We start from the raw sequence: 19,017 nt of genomic DNA on the forward strand, positions 1-19,017 counted from the left end.
GGCGCTGGTGTCCAAGCTGCAGCCCCCTATCGACCCGGAGATAACCATGCCCCGTCTGGGCTTTGCCTGTATGTACCGCCACCCGCATCGCAGCCTGGCGATCAAGGAACTGGAGGCCATCGAAAAGGCCTTCAATCCGCGCACCACGACCTTGCGCTGGCTCAACAGCGCCAGCGTCGAAGCCGCTGCGGCAAAGCTGCTGGAGCTGGTCGAACACAATCTCGATGCCCAGTTGCGCCTGCTGGCGTACGTGGCGGAGCTGCCGCCAACCCTGCGCATGGTGCGTTTGAGCAGCGACCTGCTGCCGCTCTACAGCCACCCGCAAGTGGCGGAGTTCTACCGTAACCCGAACGTTCAGGCTGACCTGCAGACACGCCTCGGCGCGATTGGCGCGTTTGCCCGCAGCGCGGATATTCGCCTGTCGTTTCATCCCGGCCAGTACTGCGTACTCGGCTCGGACCGCCCCGACGTAGTCGAAAACAGCCTGGCCGAGTTCGAGTACCACGCCGACATGATCCGCATGATGGGCTACGGCCAGCGCTTTCAGGACTTCAAGTGCAACGTGCACATTGCCGGGCGTCTGGGTGCCGCTGGCGTGCGTGCCGTATGGCCGCGCCTGTCGCAGGAAGCGCGCAATGTCATCACCTTCGAGAACGATGAAAAGACCTACGGCGTCGACGATTGCCTGGGCCTGGCCGACCTTGCGCCGGTGGTGCTGGATATCCATCACTGCTGGATTCACGAGAACGACTACATCGCCCATGACGACCCACGGCTGGCGCCGATCATCGCCAGCTGGCGCGGCGTGCGCCCGGTGATGCACTACTCGCAGCCGCCCGAGCGCCTGCAGGAACTGGGCTTTACCGCGCAGCAGAAGCTGGAGATTCCAGCCTTGCTGGAGCAGGTCAACAAGCGTGATCTGTACCAGCACAGCGAGCGCATGTGGAACGACTGGACCAACCGTTACGCGCTGGGCTTCATGGGCGACTTCGACATCATGTTCGAGGCCAAGCACAAGAACCTCGCCACCCTCGACTTCTATCAGCGCTACGTTGATGGCGCTGCCGCCGGCATTTGATTGGAACACCGTCCGTCAGTCCCGGGGCACCCTCATCGACGAGGCAAGGCCCAATGCATGTACTCACATGAACGGGAGATACACCATGAAGCGGATGCATGCACTTTGTCTCGCAGTCTGCCTGGGCGCCACCGCGCCACTGGCCATGGCCGCGACCAACATGAATGACAACGACGCGCCAAGCACCCAGACCGGCGGCGCTACCGGCGTTGGCCCGGGCACCATGAACAGCGACGGCACGGGCACCGGCACCATGCAGCGTGACGGCACTGGCAGTGGCACCATGAACGGCAGCGGTACCGGTGGCAGCGGCATGGGCGGCAGCACCACTGACAGCGATGACAACCAAGGCGGCACCGGCGGCAGTGGCATGGGCGGCTCAGGCAGCGGCACTGGCTCGGGCAGTTCCGGTAGCGGCAGCTCCGGCGGTGCAGGCGGCGGTGGCGGCGGCTAATTCACTGGCCTTTGCACGTTAAACGCCGGCATGTTCGAGTTGCGATTCGAGCGTGCCGGCTTCGCTCAGGATGCGGGTTTCAAGCACCGGGCAAAATGTAACAACCCTTGTCTTAATACTGTCATGTTTACTTCATAGGATTGTCTCTGAACTGCCATCTATGGCCCCACGGCTTATTTCAGGGATGAACCGCAGCATGCGTCGAGTCGTATTCAATCAAAAAGGTGGCGTGGGCAAATCGAGCATTGCCTGCAATCTCGCCGCCGCCAGTGCTGCAGAGGGTTACCGCACGCTGCTCGTCGATCTCGATCCCCAGGCCAATGCCACCTACTACCTGACCGGTTTGAGCAACGATCAGATCCCCCCCGGCATTGCCGACTTCTTCAGGCAGACCCTCAGTACCAGCCCTGAAGGCAAGAAGAACCGTGTGGCCATCAGCGAGACACGCTACGCCAACCTGCATCTGGTCACTGCCAGCCCAGAGCTGGCCGATTTGCAGACCCGTCTGGAAAGCAAATTCAAGATCAACAAGCTGCGCAAGCTGCTGGTCGCGCTGTCGGAAGATTACGAGCGGATCTATATCGACACCCCGCCTGCGCTGAACTTCTATACCTTCAGCGCCCTGCTCGCCGCCGAGCGCCTGCTGATTCCGTTCGACTGCGACAGCTTCTCGCGCCAGGCACTGCTCAACGTCATGGCCGAAGTTGCAGACCTGCGCCACGACCACAATGCCGAACTTACCGTCGAGGGCGTGGTGGTCAATCAGTACGCCGGGCGCACCGCACTGCACCAGACCCTGGTCGAGCAACTGCGCGGTGAAGGCCTGCCGATTCTGCCGGTGTACCTGAGCGCCTCGATCAAGATGCGCGAGTCGCACCAGGCGGCCGTGCCGCTGGTCCATCTGGCGCCCACGCACAAATTGGCCCGCGAGTTCGTCGACCTGCTCGATGTATTGGAACGCGCCGCCTGACACCCAGGTGCGACAATCCACCACAGCCAGTCAGCACTCAGGCGATGCTGAGCTGATGGTAGATTCACCGCCATGAAAATCCCCCGCCAGAGCCGTGCGCTGACTGCCTGGGCGCTGTATGCCAGCGTCCTCTTCAGCCTATTGATCTGCGGTTTGCACCACGGCCAGATGAGCGGCCTGCAACTGTCCGGGCTCAACGGTGGCTTCTGTTCGCTGTCCAGCGAGCACGGGCCGGCGGTCGACCTTGGCGACTCCAGCGGTGATCAGCACATGGCGCAGCTGGACTGCCCGGTGTGCTCATCGTTTGTTCAAGCGGTGGCACCGAGCAGCACCGGCTGGTGGTTCGAGCGCCAACGCGGCAGCGCGCCGTCGCCGATGGTCCAGCGCAGCTGGGCCCAACCGCCGCCACGCTATGTGCGCCCTGCCCTCAACCCACGCGCCTCCCCTGCCATCCACGCAGCGCCAGCAACCTTCGTCTGAGTCGCCCGGGCCACTTGCCCGCAGGTGTGTGCTCAGCCATGACTTTTGCGTGGAAACCACAACAACATGATCCGTCAGACTTCCCTGGTGCTCCTGGCGAGCACCTGCAGTATCGCCTGGGCCGACCACTCGGCCATCGAACTCACCGCCACCAGCATCGACGCCAGCCGCGCAGCGCCCTCGGGCGTGCAACTGGACGAGCCGATCCGTACCGGCTCCAAGCTCGGCCTGACCGCGCGGCAAACGCCCGCCTCGGTCAGTGTTTCCGACCGCAGCGTGATCGAACAACGCGGGGCCAAGGACACCCAGGACGTGATCAACGCCATGACCGGCGTAAACGCCTCGGCCAACCCCGGCTACGGAGGCTTTGTCAGCTACCGCGGCTTCACCCAGAACCAGGTCACCCAGCTCTTCAACGGCATCAACCTCGGCTATAGCAGCGCTACTCGCCCGGTGGACGCCTGGGTCATTGATCGCGTCGAACTGATCGGTGGGCCGTCGTCGTTCCTGCATGGTGCCGGTGCAGTCGGCGGCTCGATCAACTACATCAGCAAGCTGGCCAGCCGCGATCAGCAGACCATCGATGGCCGCCTGCGCTATGGCAGCTTCGACGATTCGGAAATCGCCTTCGGTATCAATCAGGCGCTGGCCAGCAACCCGGCCGAGGCCCACCACTTCGTGCGCCTGGATTTCAGCCGCGGCCACAGTAACGGATACATCGACCGCAATGAGCGCGATACCGACAGCCTGGCGTTGTCCTTGCTCAGTGAGCTGACCCCCGACCTCACCCACACGCTGGCCATCGAGTACCAGCAGGACAAGGAAGTCAGCCCCTACTGGGGCGCGCCGATCCTGCCGGGGCGCAGCACCATGAAGATCGACAACAGCCGCCGCTTCGAGAACTACAACGTCGCCGACGGCCGCTATGAACAGCGCGTGCGCTGGTTGCGGTCGATGCTCGACTACCAGATCAGCGACGCCACCAGCGTGCACAACACCCTGTACCACTACGACGCCCAACGCGATTACCGCAACCTTGAGCGGTACAGCTACAACGCCGCGGGCAATGTGCAGCGCGGCAGCCCATACCTGCAGCGCCATGAGCAAACGGTACTGGGCGACCGTATCGAACTGCGCCACGCCAACAGCCTGCTTGGCCTGTCGAGCCAGTGGGCGATGGGCGTGGATTACTCGCGCATGCGCCAGGACCTCTACCCCACTGCGGGCAGCTGGAGCGACGTGGTCGACCCAGACCATTTCGACCCTGGCAGTTTCGGTGACATCCCGGGGGTCAATACCGGCCTGACCCGCCAGCGCCATCACCAGATCGACAATCGCGCAGTGTTCGCTGAAAACCGCCTGCAGTTGACCGATCGCCTGGCCTTGCTCACAGGCCTGCGCTACGACTACCTGGAAATGCAGGTGGACAACTACGGCACGGTTTCGCCCACCAGCCCAGCCTACTTTGAACGCCGTTGGGAACCGCTCAGCGGGCGGGTCGGCTTGACCTATGAACTGACACCTAGCGCCAACGTGTACCTGCAGTACAGCACCGCTGCCGACCTGCCGGCCGGGTCGTTGGCCGCCGCCACCTATTCCAACGTCGGCCTGTTCGATCTGTCCAAGGGCGAGCAGTGGGAAGCCGGCAGCAAGTTCGACTTTCTCGAAGGTCGCGGCGCGGCAACCGTTGCGCTGTATCAGATCGTGCGCAAGGACTTTGCCGTGCGCGATTCGAGCAACCCCAACCTGACGGTGCAAGCCGGTCAGCAGACCTCACGCGGGATCGAACTGGCTGGGCGTTTTCAAGTCACGCCAACGCTGCTGGCCGAAGCCAACTATGCCTATGTCGATGCGCAGTACGATGAGTTCAACGAGGCCGCCAATGGCGTCTCGGTATCGCGTAAAGGCAACGCGCCGGTCAACGTGCCGGCCAATGTCGGCAACCTGTGGCTGACCTACAGCTTCGATACGGTTTGGTCGATGGGCGTTGACGGGCGTTATGTCGGCTCGGTCTACGCCGACAACGCCAACACGTTGCAGGCGCCGGCCTATACCCTGTTCGGTGCATTCGCGCGCTATCAGGTCGACCGCAACACCGCGCTGACCGCACGGGTGCGCAACCTCACCGACGAGGTCTACGCCAAGCAGGCATACGGCCTGCAGTACTACATGGGCGCACCGCGTACGCTCGAGTTGGCCATGGACGTGCGTTTCTGATGGTGCCTCAACGTCGTGCCGAGACCAGCAACATCATTGGCCGTTCAAGCTCTTCAGCCAGCGCCCGCCAGGCCTCGATCTGCTCTGGGCTCGGTGCAAACTCCTCAATCCGGGCAACCTGGAAACCCGCCTCGATCAAGCTGTTGAGCGTGCTGGCCAGGGTGCGGTGATACTTCAACACATCTTTGGCAAACCAGTCACTGCGCCGCTCGCCTTCAACTGCGTAGCGGCTCACCGGCCAACTCAGGCTGCCGTTCTCGGCGTGCTGCCAGTGCGCGCCGGCAGCGGCCATGTAGATCGGGTGTTCACAACTGAACACCAACTGGCCGCCCGGTACCAGTGCCTGGTACAGCGTTGCGATCAGGCGTGGCAAGTCTTCGATGTAGTGGAAGGTGAGCGCACTGTAGGCCAGATCGAACGCTGCTGCTGGCAGCGTGAGGCTCTCCAGATCAGCGATGCGGTACTCGATCGCCGGATCATGGGTATCGTGCCGGGCACGCGCGAGCATGTTCTGCGACAGGTCCAGCCCTAGCACCGAGGCCGCGCCTTGCTCGCGCATCCAGCGCGACGCCCAACCAAAGCCGCAACCCAGATCGACCACACGTTTGCCGGCGAGTACAGGCAACATGGCGCGCAAGCTGGGCCACTCGGGAGCGCCAGCGAGCCCCTGAGTCTGACGTGGCAACTGGCTGTAACCGGCGAAAAATGCAGGAGTGTCGTAGATATTCTGGGCCATGACAGGGTCCGTGAGTGGCACAAGCGCGAACTCTAACCTGAGATCGCAGAGCACGGCCACTAGCTGCTCAGTTGGTCGAGCAGCTCAGGACGCTTGCGCCACCGCACCAATGAAGTTGGCCAGCTCAGCGGTTTGCGGCGCGGCGAACACCTCCCGCGGATTGCCCACTTCATGCACCTTGCCCTGGTGCATGAACACCAGCTTGTCGCCCACTTCCCGGGCAAAGCGCATCTCGTGAGTGACCATGATCAGGGTCATGCCCTCCTTGGCCAGCTGGCGTACCACCCCCAGCACCTCGGTCACCAGTTCCGGGTCCAATGCCGAAGTGATCTCGTCACACAGCAGCACTTTCGGCGACATCGCCAGCGCACGGGCGATGGCCACCCGCTGTTGCTGGCCGCCGGAGAGTTGATCCGGGTAGGCGTTGAATTTCTCGCCCAGGCCGACCCGCGCCAGCATCTGCTCAGCCAGTTGCCGCGCTTCGCCCTTGCTGGTCTTCTTCACCACCTGCGGCGCCAGCATCACGTTCTCGCCGACGCTCAGGTGCGGGAACAGGTTGAACTGCTGAAACACCATGCCCACCTTCTGGCGCAGGCTGCGCAGGTCGGCGCGGGCAGCGTCGAGGTACTCGCCGTCGACTTCGATGACGCCGTCACTGATCGACTCCAGGCCGTTGAGGGTGCGCAACAAGGTGCTCTTGCCCGAACCGCTGCGGCCGATGATCGCGACCACTTCGCCCTCTTCGATGCTCAGGTCAACGCCCTTGAGCACGTGGTTGTCGCCGTAATACTTGTGCAGCGCAGACACTCTAAGCAGGGGCATGCAGCCTCCTTTCCAGATAACGGGCGCTCAATGAGAGCGGGTAGCAGAGGATGAAGTAGCCCACGGCGACCAGGCCGTAGGTCAGGAACGGCTCGAAGGTGGCGTTGGCGAGCATGCCGCCGGTCTTGGTCAGTTCGGTGAAGCCGATGATCGACGTGACCGCCGTACCCTTGACCACCTGCACCGAGAAGCCCACCGTCGGCGCGATGGCGATGCGCATGGCCTGCGGCAGGATCACATAGCGCAGTTGTTCGAGCCGGCTCAGCGCCAGGCTGCCGGACGCTTCCCACTGGCCACGGCCGATCGACTCGACACAACCGCGCCAGATCTCGGCAAGGAACGCGCTGGTAAACAGCGTCAGGGCAATTGCTGCTGCCATCCACGCCGAAACGTCGATGCCGAACAGCGCGATGCCGAAGAACACCATGAACAGCTGCATCAGCAATGGCGTGCCCTGGAACAACTCGATATAGCCCCGGGCCAGGCCGCGCAGATAAGGGTTTTCCGAGATCCGTGCGAGCAGCAACAGCAAGCCGGCAACGCCGCCGCAGACAAACGCCACCAGCGACAGCAACAAGGTCCATTGCAAGCCGGTCAGCAGGTTGCGGACGATATCCCACAAGGTGAAGTCCATCAGCGTCTCCCCATCAGCCAGCGCTGGCCGAGCCAGGCCAGCAACTGCCGCACGCCGATAGCCATGAGCAGGTACAGCACGGTGGTCAGCAGATAAGTCTCGAACGCGCGGAAATTACGCGATTGAATGAAGTTGGCCGCGAACGACAACTCCTCGGTGGCGATCTGCGAACACACCGCCGAACCGAGCATGACGATCACGATCTGGCTGCTCAGCGCCGGCCAGACCTTGGCCAGTGCCGGCTGCAGAATCACATGTCGAAACGCCTCGAAGCGGCTCATGGCCAACGCTGCAGCCGCTTCCAGCTGGCCCTTGGGGATGGCCATGATGCCGGCGCGGATGATCTCGGTGGAGTACGCGCCGAGGTTGATTACCATCGCCAGCACTGCCGCTTCCCATTCACTCAGGCGCACGCCAAGCGCCGGCAAGCCAAAGAAGATGAAAAACAGCTGGACCAGGAACGGCGTGTTGCGGATCAGCTCCACATACACCCCGAACACCGCGGAAAACGGCTGCAGACGCCAGCCCCGGACCACCGCGCCGAGCACGCCGATGGCCAGCCCCAGCACGGTGCCGACCACCGTCAGTTGCAGGGTGAACAGCGCGCCCTTGAGGAGCAGGTCAGCCTGGGCCAGCACCGGGGCGAAATCAAATTGATAGGCCATCGAACAGCAACTCCAGGCGCGGCTTAAAGGTCAGCCGGAAGCGGCTGCTTCAGCCATTTTTCCGCATTGCGATTGAGGCTGCCGTCAGCCTTGGCTGCATCCAGCGTGGCGTTGACCTTGTCCAGCAGTGCCGGCTCCTGCTTGGCCAGGCCGACATACACCGGCGAGTCCTTGAGCTTGACCTTGAGTACCGGCACCTTGGCCGGGTTCTTCTCGGCGATCACCGCCATGACCACGCTGCCACTGGCGATCAGCTCGACCTGCCCAGCCAGGTAGGCGGCGATGGTCGAGTTGTTGTCTTCAAAGCGCTTGATGGTTGCGCCCTTGGGGGCCACTGCCGACAGCTCCATGTCTTCGATCGAGCCGCGGGTGACGCTGATGGTCTTGCCAGCAATGGCATCGATGCTGTCGATCTTGGTCTCGGCCGGGCCGAACACAGCCAGGTAGAACGGTGCGTAGGGTTTCGAGAAGTCGATCACCGCCGCCCGCTCCGGATTTTTGCCCAGGCTTGAGATCACCAGGTCAACCTTGCCGGTGGTGAGGAACGGGATACGGTTGGTGCTGTTGACCGGCGTCAGCGCCAGCTTGACCCCAAGCTTGTCGGCCAGCAGCTGCGCGGTGTCGATGTCCAGGCCGCGCGGTTTGAGGTCAGGGCCGACCGAACCGAATGGCGGGAAGTCTTGCGGCACAGCGACTTTCAATACACCACGGGCGGTGATGTCGGCCAGCGCATCGGCTTGGGCCTGAACTGCGCCAAGGGCACCGCCGCAGAACACGGTAGCCAGAAACAGGGTACGGAACTTGGTCATGCACGAGCCTCGCAGGGTCAGAGTGGGCAACTGGACAGGCAGTTACACAGGACAAGTGCACGGGCCATGCCAGAAAGCTCGCGAAACCCCGCAAAAGCAGGCCAGCCCGTCTGCGCCACGGTCTTACTGGTCTGAACAGTTGCCTGCTGACTGAGGTAAGCACGCCGCGCTGCGCCCTGCATTTGTGCAAAGCCCGTTCACCCTGCGCCAGCACGGAGCAAGGCTTGCCAGCGCCGCGCATTGCCCGTAAAAGGGTCGAACCCTGCCCTCTGACCGGTCTGAACTGCATGCTCGATACCCTCCCCCGCGCCGTCCCGGAAATCGCCTTGCAGGCAATCCGCAAACTGATCGATGACGGTGGTTATCTGCCCGGTGATGCCCTGCCCTCGCAGCGCGACCTGGCCGAGCAACTAGGGGTCAGCCGGGCCTCGTTGCGCGAAGCATTATCGACCCTCAGCGCGTTGGGCCTGGTCAGCGTGCAGCCCGGCAAGGGCGTGTTCGTGCTGGCCCCGGTGCCGGCCACCCCGGTGGGCTTCAGTTGGCCGTACGCCGAGCAGGTGTCTGCCGCCGACACCTTCCAACTGCGCTATGCACTGGAAGGCTTTGCCGCCGGGCAGGCGGCGCTGAACCTGACGGCCGACGATCTCGACCGGCTTGCCGCCAATGTCGAGGCCATGCGCCAGGAGTTGCGTGCGGGTAACTTCGAAGCGGCAGCGCGGCTGGACTTTGCCTTCCACCAGGCGCTGCTGCAGGCCGCCGGCAACCGCGCCATGCTGCACGTGATCACCGCCAGCCAGGACATCTTTCTGGAAAGCCAGAAGCTGCCGTTCATACGTCCGGAGCGGGCCATGGAAACCTGGCAGGAGCACAGCAAGATCCTCCGCGCCCTGGCCCGACGCTCGCAACTGGGCGCGCAGCGTGCCATGCAGGAGCATATCCGCAACGCGGCTTCGCGTACCGGCGTGGTGTTCCCGGTCTAGGCCTGCGCAACCGCTTGCCTGCTGGTTGAAACAGATAGCTCAGTGTCGCCCCCGAATATGCGCGCGGCGCAACCTGCCGATCTACTGATAGCCATAACAACGATGCTGCGGCCCGACTGCGGCACTTTCAATCAGGCTGCCATGGCAAATCGGAGCGTCTCCGCATGTCCACTTCCCATGAGGTATCACCGGCCACCTTGCGCCGGGTCATCGCGGCCTCGGCCGTTGGCAATTTCGTCGAGTGGTTCGACTTCGCCGTCTACGGCTTCCTTGCCACACTGATCGCCAGCCAGTTCTTCGCCAGCTCCGATCCCGGCGCCGGCCTGCTGAAAACCTTTGCCGTATTCGCCGTGGCCTTTGCCTTGCGGCCATTGGGCGGCATCGTGTTTGGTGCTTTAGGAGATCGGCTCGGGCGCAAACGCGTGTTGTCGATGACCATTCTGCTGATGGCGGGCTCGACCACCCTCATCGGCCTGCTGCCCACCTACGCCAGCATCGGTATCGCCGCGCCGCTGTTGCTGACCCTGGCGCGCTGCCTGCAAGGCTTTTCCGCTGGTGGCGAGTACGCCGGTGCATGCGCTTATCTGATGGAACACGCACCGCAAAACAGACGCGCGTTCTATGGCAGCTTCGTGCCGGTGTCGACCTTCTCGGCGTTTGCCTGCGCGGCAGTGATCGCCTACGCCCTCGAGGCAAACCTGAGCAGTGACGCGATGAACAGCTGGGGCTGGCGGGTGCCGTTTCTGATCGCGGCGCCATTGGGCCTGGTCGGTCTGTACCTGCGCTGGCGCATGGAGGAAACCCCGGCGTTCCGCGCGGCCATCGCCGAAGGCAAGGTGCACAGCCATTCGCCGCTCAAGCAGACCCTGCGCAATCACGGCCGGGCGATCCGCAACCTCGGCGCGTTCATTTCGCTGACGGCGCTGTCGTTCTATATGTTCACCACCTACTTTGCCACCTACCTGCAACTGGTCGGCAACCTGACCCGCGCGCAGTCATTGCTGGTGACAACTGTGGCACTGCTGTTCGCCGCTGCCGGCTGCCCACTGGCCGGGTTGCTTTCGGACCGCATTGGCCGACGCAAGACCATTGGTTTTACCTGCCTGTGGGTGATGGTTGCGGTGTTCCCGGCCTACTGGCTGGCGAGCTCGGGGTCGATGTCCGGCGCCTTGCTCGGCGTGATCCTGCTGGCGGTCGGTGCGCTGATGAGTGGCGTAGTCACTGCCGCGCTGCTGTCGGAAAGCTTCCCTACCCGCACCCGCTACACCGCTTCGGCGATCACCTACAACGTTGCCTACACGCTGTTCGGCGGCACCGCGCCGCTGGTTGCGACCTGGCTGATTGGCCAGACCGGCAGCAGCCTGGCACCTGCGTTTTATCTGGTGGTGATCGCCTTGCTGGCGTTGATCGGTGGCCTGGCGCTGCCGGAGACTGCGCGGGTTTCACTGCATGACGAGGTGCCGACAGGGCAGCCTAATCCCGCTGTTTGAGCTATGTGTGCGGGGTCGTTGAGGCCCCGTGGCACAGTTAGTTGCGGTAGTCGCCACCGTGCACTGCCCAAAGGTAGGCTTTGTCTGCCTCAAGCCTCAGGTCACGCCACTCTTGCCACGTCACCAAGCCCAGGCGGTCCATTTCGTCAGCCTGATAGAGCAGCCGCTCGTGGTAGGTGTTGGGGCAGTCCATGCGCTGCTGGCGGTCCTCAAGCAGGTGATACCACCCCGACAGTGCCGAGATCCGCTGTTCATCCTGTGGCTGCAAGGAGGCATCGAAGACATTCATTGGCAGTTACCCGGCGCTGGTTTCCCGGTTGAGTCAGCCCAGCGCCGAGGGGTTCCTGCGAACTTTCCCATGGCCTGCTCAGCGGTTAGAGGCTGCGGGTAATGCCGCCATCGACGCGGATGTTCTGCCCAGTAATGTAGGCGGCGCCTTCACTGGCCAGAAATGCCACGGTGGCGGCGATTTCTTCGCTGGTGCCATAGCGCTTGAGCGGTACGCTGTCGCGGCGTTGCTCGGTGCTGGGCAAGCTGTCGATCCAGCCGGGCAAGACGTTGTTGATGCGCACGTTATCGCCGGCAAATTCGTCGGCAAAAATCTTGGTGAACGCGGCCAGCCCTGCGCGGAATACCGCTGAAGTCGGGAACAGGGAGCTAGGTTCAAAAGCCCAGGCGGTAGAAATATTGATGATCACCCCACCTTGCTGGCGCTGCATGATAGGGGTAATCAGGCGACTGGGACGGATTACATTGAGCAGGTACGTGTCCATGCCAAGCTGCCAGTCCTGATCGCTCAGCTCCAGAATCGGCGCCCGTGGGCCGTGGCCTGCGCTGTTGACCAGCACATCGACGCGGCCCCATTTGGTCATGACCGCATCGACCAGTGCTTGCAGATCGGCAGGGGACTGATTGCTGCCGGTCAGGCCGATACCGCCTAGTTCAGCGGCAAGGGCCTCGCCTTTGCCGGAAGAGGACAGGATCGCCACGTGAAAGCCGTCGGCGGCGAGTCGGCGGGCGGCGGCGGCGCCCATGCCGCTGCCGCCGGCGGTGATAATGGCTACTTTGTCTGCTGACATGATTGCTCCTGAGTACACATTGATGACGCTAAAAAGGCTACACCCGAGAGCAGGCTCGTCAGCAGTCATGAATAATCACGAGAGCCAGTAGAAAAACTTCTGAGTAGATCCGGATTTGAAACTCACCCGCACGGCTATTGGCCGATGCGGTCCTACTCATCAAGGTGTTATTTCCAGTAGATCAGGGCCGTCTTCCATGCCACCACGCAGCACATCCCCAGAGCACGCCTTCACCGGCTTCGTCAGCGTGCGCGGCGCCCGCGAACACAACTTGCAGAACGTCGACGTCGACATCCCTCGCGACGCGCTGGTGGTGTTTACCGGTGTGTCCGGCTCAGGCAAATCCTCGCTGGCGTTTTCCACCGTGTATGCCGAAGCGCAGCGGCGTTATTTCGAATCAGTGGCGCCTTACGCACGGCGCCTGATCGATCAGGTCGGCGTACCCGATGTCGACGCCATTGAAGGCTTGCCGCCAGCGGTAGCCCTGCAGCAGCAACGCGGCAGCCCCAGTGCGCGCTCCTCGGTGGGCAGCGTGACCACCTTGTCGAGTTCGATCCGCATGCTCTACTCGCGCGCCGGCAGTTACCCCGACGGGCAACCAATGCTGTACGCCGAGGACTTCTCGCCGAATACGCCGCAGGGCGCTTGCCCGGAGTGCCATGGCCTGGGCCGCGTCTATGAAGTCACCGAGGCGAGCATGGTGCCCGATCCTTCTCTGACTATCCGCGAGCGTGCGGTGGCGGCCTGGCCGTTGGCCTGGGGCGGGCAGAATCAGCGCGATATCCTCGTCACCCTCGGCTACGACATCGACAAGCCATGGCGCGATCTACCGCAAGAACAGCGTGACTGGATCCTGTTCACCGAGGAAACCCCGACTGTGCCGGTGTACGCCGGGCTGACTCCCGAGCAGACCCGCACAGCGCTCAAACGCAAGCTGGAGCCGAGTTATCAAGGCACATTCAGTGGCGCCAAGCGCTATGTGCTGCACACCTTCATGCACTCGCAAAGCGCGCAGATGCGCAAGCGCGTCAGCCAGTACATGCGCCCAAGCGCATGCCCGCTGTGCGCCGGCAAACGCCTCAAGCGCGAAGCCCTGACCGTCACCTTCGCCGGCCTGGACATTGCCGAGCTGTCGCAGCTGCCGTTGCAGGACCTGGCCGTGGTATTGCGCACGGTGGCCAATCCCGACTACCTGACCAACGCAGAGCAAAGCGGCGCTACCCTCTCCCATCAGCAAACCCGCGAGGCCCGCCAGCAACGCGCAGCCAAGGGCGAGCCGGCGCACAGCGGCGGCCCGGACGTGCGCCACACGCCCAATCTGTCGCTGGAGAAACGCCTGGCCGCGCAGCGCATTGCCGCCGAACTGCTGGAACGGATCAACACCTTGATCGACCTTGGTCTGGGGTATCTGGCACTCGAGCGCAGCACGCCCACGCTGTCGTCCGGCGAGCTGCAGCGGCTGCGCCTGGCCACTCAGCTCAACTCGCAACTGTTCGGCGTGATCTATGTACTCGACGAACCCTCGGCCGGCTTGCACCCGGCCGATAGCGAGGCGCTGTACGCGGCCCTGCAACGGCTGAAAAGCAGCGGCAATTCAGTGTTTGTGGTTGAGCACGACCTGGACACCATGCGCCGCGCCGACTGGCTGATCGATGTGGGCCCAGCCGCCGGCGAGCACGGCGGGCAGATTCTCTACAGCGGCCCGCCAGCGGGCCTGGCCGAGATCGAGCAGTCGTGTACCCGCGCGTATCTGTTCGCCGAGGCCGGGCCGCAACATCAGCAACCAAGGGCCCCCCAGGGTTGGCTGACACTGGAGGGCGTAACCCGCAACAACCTGCAGGACCTCAGTGCGCAGTTCCCGCTGGGCTGCTTCACGGCGGTTACCGGGATCTCCGGCTCGGGCAAGTCCAGCCTGGTCAGCCAGGCGCTGCTGGAACTGGTCAGCGCTCACCTGGGCCAGCCGGAGCAAGCCACAGAGGCTGACGAACAGAGCCTGGAAGACGAGCCTGAGCAGGCCAGCAGCGGCCGCATAGTCGCCGGCCTGGAGGCGATCAAGCGGCTGGTCAAGGTCGACCAGAAGCCGATCGGGCGTACCCCGCGCTCCAACCTGGCCACCTACACCGGGCTGTTCGATCACGTCCGCAAGCTGTTTGCCGCCACCGAACAGGCCAAGGCGCAGGGCTTCGACGCCGGACGTTTCTCTTTCAACGTTGCCAAGGGCCGTTGTGAAACCTGCGAAGGCGAAGGTTTTGTCAGCGTCGAGTTGCTGTTCATGCCCAGCGTCTACGCGCCCTGCCCGACCTGCCACGGCGCCCGCTATAACCCGGCAACGCTGGCAGTGACCTGGCAGGACATGAGCATTGCCGATGTGCTCGGCATGACCGTCGAACAAGCGCTGCAGGTGTTTGCCGAACAGCCGCCCGTGCGGCGCAGCTTGCAGGTGCTGGCCGATATTGGCCTCGGTTATCTGCGCCTTGGCCAACCGGCCACCGAGCTGTCCGGTGGCGAAGCGCAACGGATCAAGCTGGCCGCCGAGCTGCAACGCAGCGCGCGCGGCGCCACCCTGTATGTGCTAGATGAGCCCACCAACGGCCTGCACCCGCAGGACGTCGACCGCCTGCTGCTGCAACTGAACCGGCTGGTCGACGGCGGGCACACGGTGGTGGTGGTCGAGCACGATATGCGCGTGGTGGCGCAAAGCGATTGGGTCATCGATATTGGCCCCGGCGCCGGCACTGCGGGTGGCCAGGTCGTCGCCAGCGGCGTGCCCGCTGAGGTTGCCCGCTGCAAGCACAGCCGTACGGCGCCATTTCTGCAAAGTGTGCTGCGCTCAACTACCCATTAGCGTTTGCAGTTCAAGGGCATCGCCCAAGGCTGCATCGCCTGCCGTGTTGTCAAAAATGCACCAGGTCGCCGAGCCGGACTCGGCGCGGGCCAGCAACTGCGGCCCCAGCGCCTGCAGCCAGGTGCTGGGGTAATCGCTGAAATAGGCACGCGGTGAGCCATGCAGGCGCCAGTACGCAAGGCCTGGCCAGCCACGCGGCTGCGCGTCCAGGGCAAAGCGCGCCGGGTCTGCGCCCACCAGTGCCACCTGCAACTGCTCCATCAGCGCTCCGGCCTCGGCCCAGCTGGGGTGGCGCGCTTCCAATGCCACAGGCCCTGGATACACCTCGCGCACATCAGCCATGAAACGCTCCACTAGCAGCGGCTCGAAAGCCAACGACGGCGGCAGTTGCACCAGCACGCAACCCAGCGCTGACCCGAGCGCCGTGCACTGCGCAAAGAACTCAGCCAAAGCTTGCGCGCAATCGACCAGACGCCGTTCATGGCTGATGGCACGCGGCAGCTTGACCGAGAAGCGAAACCCCGGCGGCACCGCACCTGCCCAGCGCGCATACGTGGCTGGGCGATGCGGTCGATAGAACGAACTGTTGATCTCTACCGCCGTGAGCTGGCGGGCGTAGCGCTGCAGATGGCTGCCCTCGCCTGCCAGCTGTGCAGCGTAAATACGTGAGATGCTCCAGCCGGCACAACCCAGATAAATCATCAGCCCCTCCCTGCTTGACTTGCCCGTCAGCCAGTGGAGTTGCAGAACGGGGTCGAGGTTCAGCCGGCATCACCCGTTGTCAGCGGATTACCTCCAGGAAAAAGTTGCCGAATAAGCCAGCACTTCTATATTCACTTAACCCTGCCTCATGCGATGGCGACCATGGCCAGCACCGCCCAGCTGATCATTTGCGAGCACTGCGACTGCGTTTATCAGCAGGTTGTGCTCGGCAAACATCAAAAGTCCTTGTGCGTGCGCTGCGCCGGCGTGCTGGAGCGCTACAACGGCCTGACGGTGGAACAACGCCTGGCGCTGACCATCACCGCAGCCATGCTGTGGCTGTTCGCCAACTTCTACCCGATCATGACCATCAGCCTGCAGGGCCTGAAAAACAGCGCCACCTTGTGGGATTCAGTACTGGCGCTGAGCCAGGGACCCATCACCTTCATTGCCATGGTCGCAGCCATCGCCATCATCATCGCGCCGGCGTTTCAGTTGATGCTGCTGATCTGGGTGCTGGCCTTTGCCCTCAGCCAGCGCCGCGCGCCGGCGTTCAAACTGTGCATGCGCTGGCTGGAAACCCTGCGCCCGTGGAGCATGCTCGAAGTCTGCCTGCTCGGCGCCATGGTCGCGGTTTTCAAGCTGGCCGGGATGCTGGCGGTGCTGCCCGGTATCGGCCTGTTCGCCCTCGCCGCGCTGAGCCTGCTGCTGATCCGCATCGCTGGTCGCGATATCCGCGAACTGTGGGCGCTGCCATGAACCGCACTGCCAGCAATCGCCCACCGACGGCCGCCGAGCTCAACCTGTGCCTGTGTCACAGCTGCGGCCTGGCCTGCGACATGCGCGACGAGCCACTTAGTTGCCCGCGCTGCGACGCACCACTGCACCGGCGCAAGGTCAACTCGCTGGCCCGCACCTGGGCGTTCATGCTGGCCGCGCTGGTGTTCTACATCCCGGCCAACCTGCTGCCGGTGATGAACACGACCATGCTCGGCGACGGTGCCGACAGCACCATCATGAGCGGCGTGCTGGAGTTCTGGGCGCACGGCGCGTGGGACATCGCGCTGATCATCTTCATCGCCAGCATCGCGGTGCCGGGGGTCAAGTTCGTCGCGCTGTCGCTGCTGCTGATCACCGTCCAACGGCGCAGCCGGTGGGCGTGCCGCGAGCGTTCGCAGTTGTACCGGTTTGTCGAGTTGATCGGCTACTGGTCGATGCTCGACGTGCTGGTAGTGGCGCTGGTTGCAGCGCTGGTCAAGTTCCAGGCGCTGGGCGATATCGAGCCGCGCGTAGGGATTCTGTTCTTTGGCCTGGTGGTGGTGTTCACCATGCTCGCGGCGATGAGCTTTGACCCGCGTCTGATCTGGCAAGCAGGACCTGAGGAGGCCACGGATGAAGTCGCCCGCCACTGAAGCACCGGCAGAACCGGGACCGCCACCGATCAAGACGCGCCGTTTCAGCGTGTCACTGGTGTGGCTGGTCCCGCTGGTGGCGGTACTGGTCGGCCTGTCGTTGGTGATTCACAGCAAACTGCAGGAAGGCCCGACCATCACCCTCAACTTCAAGACCGGCAGTGGCCTGGTGGCGAACAAGACCGAGGTCAAATACCGCAGCGTGGTCATCGGTCACGTTTCGGCGGTGGCCCTGAGCGATGATCAACGCAGCGTCAACGCCACCGTCCAGCTGGACAAGCAAGCCGAGGGCTTCACCCGCGAAGACTCGCAGTTCTGGGTGGTACGCCCGCGCATTGGCGCCGGCGGCGTGTCCGGTATCGATACGCTCCTGTCGGGTGACTATATCGGCGCCGACATCGGCCAGGCCGAGGGCCGCGCCAAGCGCTTCAAAGGCCTGGAAAACCCGCCGCCGATCACCTACGGCGAACCCGGCAAGCGCTTCACCCTGCACACCCAGGACCTCGGCTCGCTGGATATTGGCTCGCCGGTGTACTACCGCAAGATCCCGGTCGGCCAGGTAGTCGCCTACGCGCTGGATGCCGACGGCAAAGGCGTCAATATCGAAGTGTTCATCCACGCCCCCAACGACGCCTATGTCACCGACAACACGCGCTTCTGGAACGCCAGCGGCATCGACGTCAACGTCGGCGCCAACGGCGTGGCGATCAAGACTGAATCGCTGTCGACCCTGCTGGTTGGCGGCATCGCCTTCCGCGCACCGGAGTACAGCCCCAACGATAGCGCCGCCGCCGAAGAAAGCACCTATGAGCTGTTCGACGATCAGCAAACCGCGCTGGCCCCGCCGAGCGGCAAAGCCCAGTACCTGACATTGCGTTTCGACCAAGCCATGCGCGGCCTCAAAGTGGGCGCGCCGGTGGAGTTTCTCGGTATCGAGATCGGCCGAGTGGTCTCGGTCAATCTGGACTTTGATGAAGTGCAACGCAGCTTCCCGATCAACGTTGGCATCGTGGTGTATGCGCAGCGATTGGGCCAGGCGCACCAGAAAATGCTCAAAGCGCTCAAGCATGATCCGGATGACATGACCGCCACCGCCCAGGTGTTCAGTTCGTTCGTTGCCAACGGACTGCGCGCGCAGGCACGCAATGGCAACCTGCTGACCGGTCAGCTATACATCGCCCTGGACTTCTTCCCCAAGGCGCCCAAGGTCGCCTTCGACCTGAACGCCAGGCCAATTGCGATCCCGACCCTGCCCGGCAGCCTGGAAATCCTCCAGGAGCAACTCCAGGCGATGCTGGAAAAAATCAACAAGTTGCCGGTCGAGCGCATCGCCGGCAACCTTGATGGCAACCTGGTCGAGCTGCGCAAAGGCCTGATGCAGTTCAACAGCCGCACCCTGCCGGGGGTGCAGAGCACCCTGGCGGATGTCAGCAAGACCTTGCAGTCGGCCAGCGCCACGCTCGCCGAAGACTCACCGCAGCGTGAGAAGCTCAGCGAGACCCTCGACGAACTCGGCCGAATGTCGCGCTCGTTGCGCGATCTGTCCGATTACCTGGGGCGTAACCCAGAGGCGTTGATCCGTGGTCGACCAAGCAATGCGCCACCAATCGACCTACAAGGCCCGCCGCGCAACTGACCCGGAGC

19 protein-coding genes are annotated in these 19,017 nt (G+C 63.5%); 11 read left to right on the forward strand and 8 right to left on the reverse strand.

Translation table 11 applies throughout. The annotated features are described in order from the left end of the window. Positions 1 to 46: 46 nt before the first annotated feature. The 5 genes from ACIOAU_RS14475 to ACIOAU_RS14495 all read left to right on the forward strand — a co-directional run bounded on the left by ACIOAU_RS14475 (position 47) and on the right by ACIOAU_RS14495 (position 5,199). Positions 47 to 1,078 carry a UV damage endonuclease UvsE gene (locus ACIOAU_RS14475; protein ID WP_150569613.1) on the forward strand — a complete coding sequence of 344 codons (1,032 nt, stop codon included), beginning with the start codon at positions 47 to 49 and terminating at the stop codon, positions 1,076 to 1,078. Between the two features lie 85 nt (positions 1,079 to 1,163). Beyond that, complete coding sequence (locus ACIOAU_RS14480; RefSeq protein ID WP_150569058.1) at positions 1,164 to 1,532, forward strand: hypothetical protein; 369 nt, start codon at positions 1,164 to 1,166, stop codon at positions 1,530 to 1,532. Positions 1,533 to 1,728: 196 nt separating this feature from the next. Further along, on the forward strand, positions 1,729 to 2,502 hold the full coding sequence (locus ACIOAU_RS14485; protein ID WP_401182794.1) for a ParA family protein: 774 nt from the start codon (positions 1,729 to 1,731) through the stop codon (positions 2,500 to 2,502). Positions 2,503 to 2,574: 72 nt separating this feature from the next. Then, positions 2,575 to 2,982 (forward strand): DUF2946 family protein, encoded by a 408-nt coding sequence (locus ACIOAU_RS14490; protein ID WP_101320004.1) that lies wholly within the window; start codon positions 2,575 to 2,577, stop codon positions 2,980 to 2,982. A gap of 66 nt (positions 2,983 to 3,048) precedes the next feature. Next, positions 3,049 to 5,199 carry a TonB-dependent receptor gene (locus tag ACIOAU_RS14495; protein WP_401182797.1) on the forward strand — a complete coding sequence of 717 codons (2,151 nt, stop codon included), beginning with the start codon at positions 3,049 to 3,051 and terminating at the stop codon, positions 5,197 to 5,199. Between the two features lie 7 nt (positions 5,200 to 5,206). On the opposite strand, the gene ACIOAU_RS14500 is transcribed toward ACIOAU_RS14495, so the two are convergent. The 5 genes from ACIOAU_RS14500 to ACIOAU_RS14520 form a co-directional block, all read right to left on the reverse strand. Then, positions 5,207 to 5,935, reverse strand: coding sequence for a class I SAM-dependent methyltransferase (locus ACIOAU_RS14500; RefSeq protein WP_401182800.1), 729 nt, complete (start codon positions 5,933 to 5,935; stop codon positions 5,207 to 5,209). 84 nt (positions 5,936 to 6,019) lie between these two features. Continuing rightward, positions 6,020 to 6,757, reverse strand: a complete 738-nt coding sequence (locus tag ACIOAU_RS14505) for an amino acid ABC transporter ATP-binding protein (RefSeq protein ID WP_103437627.1) — start codon at positions 6,755 to 6,757, stop codon at positions 6,020 to 6,022. Beyond that, positions 6,744 to 7,394 carry an amino acid ABC transporter permease gene (locus tag ACIOAU_RS14510; RefSeq protein WP_181107562.1) on the reverse strand — a complete coding sequence of 217 codons (651 nt, stop codon included), beginning with the start codon at positions 7,392 to 7,394 and terminating at the stop codon, positions 6,744 to 6,746. The genes ACIOAU_RS14505 and ACIOAU_RS14510 overlap by 14 nt, the downstream gene beginning before the upstream one ends. Next, complete coding sequence (locus ACIOAU_RS14515) at positions 7,391 to 8,056, reverse strand: amino acid ABC transporter permease (protein WP_401182803.1); 666 nt, start codon at positions 8,054 to 8,056, stop codon at positions 7,391 to 7,393. The genes ACIOAU_RS14510 and ACIOAU_RS14515 overlap by 4 nt, the downstream gene beginning before the upstream one ends. Before the next feature lie 23 nt (positions 8,057 to 8,079). Continuing rightward, positions 8,080 to 8,865: a transporter substrate-binding domain-containing protein gene (locus ACIOAU_RS14520; protein ID WP_103437630.1), complete on the reverse strand. Its 786-nt coding sequence runs from the start codon at positions 8,863 to 8,865 to the stop codon at positions 8,080 to 8,082. A 287-nt stretch (positions 8,866 to 9,152) separates the two neighbouring features. Here ACIOAU_RS14520 and ACIOAU_RS14525 point away from each other — a divergent pair, with 287 nt between their 5' ends. After that, complete coding sequence (locus ACIOAU_RS14525) at positions 9,153 to 9,845, forward strand: FadR/GntR family transcriptional regulator (RefSeq protein WP_101323040.1); 693 nt, start codon at positions 9,153 to 9,155, stop codon at positions 9,843 to 9,845. 164 nt (positions 9,846 to 10,009) lie between these two features. Continuing rightward, positions 10,010 to 11,335: an MFS transporter gene (locus ACIOAU_RS14530; protein WP_101320020.1), complete on the forward strand. Its 1,326-nt coding sequence runs from the start codon at positions 10,010 to 10,012 to the stop codon at positions 11,333 to 11,335. 37 nt (positions 11,336 to 11,372) lie between these two features. Here ACIOAU_RS14530 and ACIOAU_RS14535 read toward each other — a convergent pair whose 3' ends face one another. Together ACIOAU_RS14535 and ACIOAU_RS14540 are read right to left on the reverse strand one after the other, a co-directional pair. Continuing rightward, positions 11,373 to 11,624, reverse strand: a complete 252-nt coding sequence (locus ACIOAU_RS14535) for a hypothetical protein (protein WP_101320022.1) — start codon at positions 11,622 to 11,624, stop codon at positions 11,373 to 11,375. Between the two features lie 85 nt (positions 11,625 to 11,709). After that, positions 11,710 to 12,414 carry an SDR family oxidoreductase gene (locus ACIOAU_RS14540; RefSeq protein WP_101320024.1) on the reverse strand — a complete coding sequence of 235 codons (705 nt, stop codon included), beginning with the start codon at positions 12,412 to 12,414 and terminating at the stop codon, positions 11,710 to 11,712. A gap of 196 nt (positions 12,415 to 12,610) precedes the next feature. On the opposite strand from ACIOAU_RS14540, the gene ACIOAU_RS14545 reads away from it, so the two are divergent. Further along, positions 12,611 to 15,259, forward strand: a complete 2,649-nt coding sequence (locus ACIOAU_RS14545; protein ID WP_401182809.1) for an excinuclease ABC subunit A — start codon at positions 12,611 to 12,613, stop codon at positions 15,257 to 15,259. Here ACIOAU_RS14545 and ACIOAU_RS14550 read toward each other — a convergent pair. Then, a complete protein-coding gene (locus ACIOAU_RS14550; RefSeq protein ID WP_401182812.1) occupies positions 15,245 to 15,961 on the reverse strand; it encodes a DUF72 domain-containing protein in 717 nt (238 codons plus the stop codon). The two genes, ACIOAU_RS14545 and ACIOAU_RS14550, sit on opposite strands and share 15 nt — an antisense overlap. A gap of 162 nt (positions 15,962 to 16,123) precedes the next feature. On the opposite strand from ACIOAU_RS14550, the gene ACIOAU_RS14555 reads away from it, so the two are divergent. Genes ACIOAU_RS14555 through ACIOAU_RS14565 form a run of 3 tightly spaced genes read left to right on the forward strand, consistent with a single transcriptional unit; the run spans position 16,124 to position 19,009 of the window. Further along, a complete protein-coding gene (locus ACIOAU_RS14555; RefSeq protein WP_101320028.1) occupies positions 16,124 to 16,720 on the forward strand; it encodes a paraquat-inducible protein A in 597 nt (198 codons plus the stop codon). Beyond that, positions 16,717 to 17,373 carry a paraquat-inducible protein A gene (locus ACIOAU_RS14560; RefSeq protein ID WP_181107412.1) on the forward strand — a complete coding sequence of 219 codons (657 nt, stop codon included), beginning with the start codon at positions 16,717 to 16,719 and terminating at the stop codon, positions 17,371 to 17,373. The genes ACIOAU_RS14555 and ACIOAU_RS14560 overlap by 4 nt, the downstream gene beginning before the upstream one ends. Continuing rightward, the gene (locus ACIOAU_RS14565; RefSeq protein ID WP_401182815.1) at positions 17,354 to 19,009 is read left to right on the forward strand and encodes an intermembrane transport protein PqiB; all 1,656 of its coding nucleotides are present in this window, start codon (positions 17,354 to 17,356) and stop codon (positions 19,007 to 19,009) included. The genes ACIOAU_RS14560 and ACIOAU_RS14565 overlap by 20 nt, the downstream gene beginning before the upstream one ends. Positions 19,010 to 19,017: the final 8 nt, after the last annotated feature.

The organism is Pseudomonas sp. NPDC088322, from assembly GCF_044740745.1.
Lineage (GTDB): Bacteria > Pseudomonadota > Gammaproteobacteria > Pseudomonadales > Pseudomonadaceae > Aquipseudomonas > Aquipseudomonas shirazensis.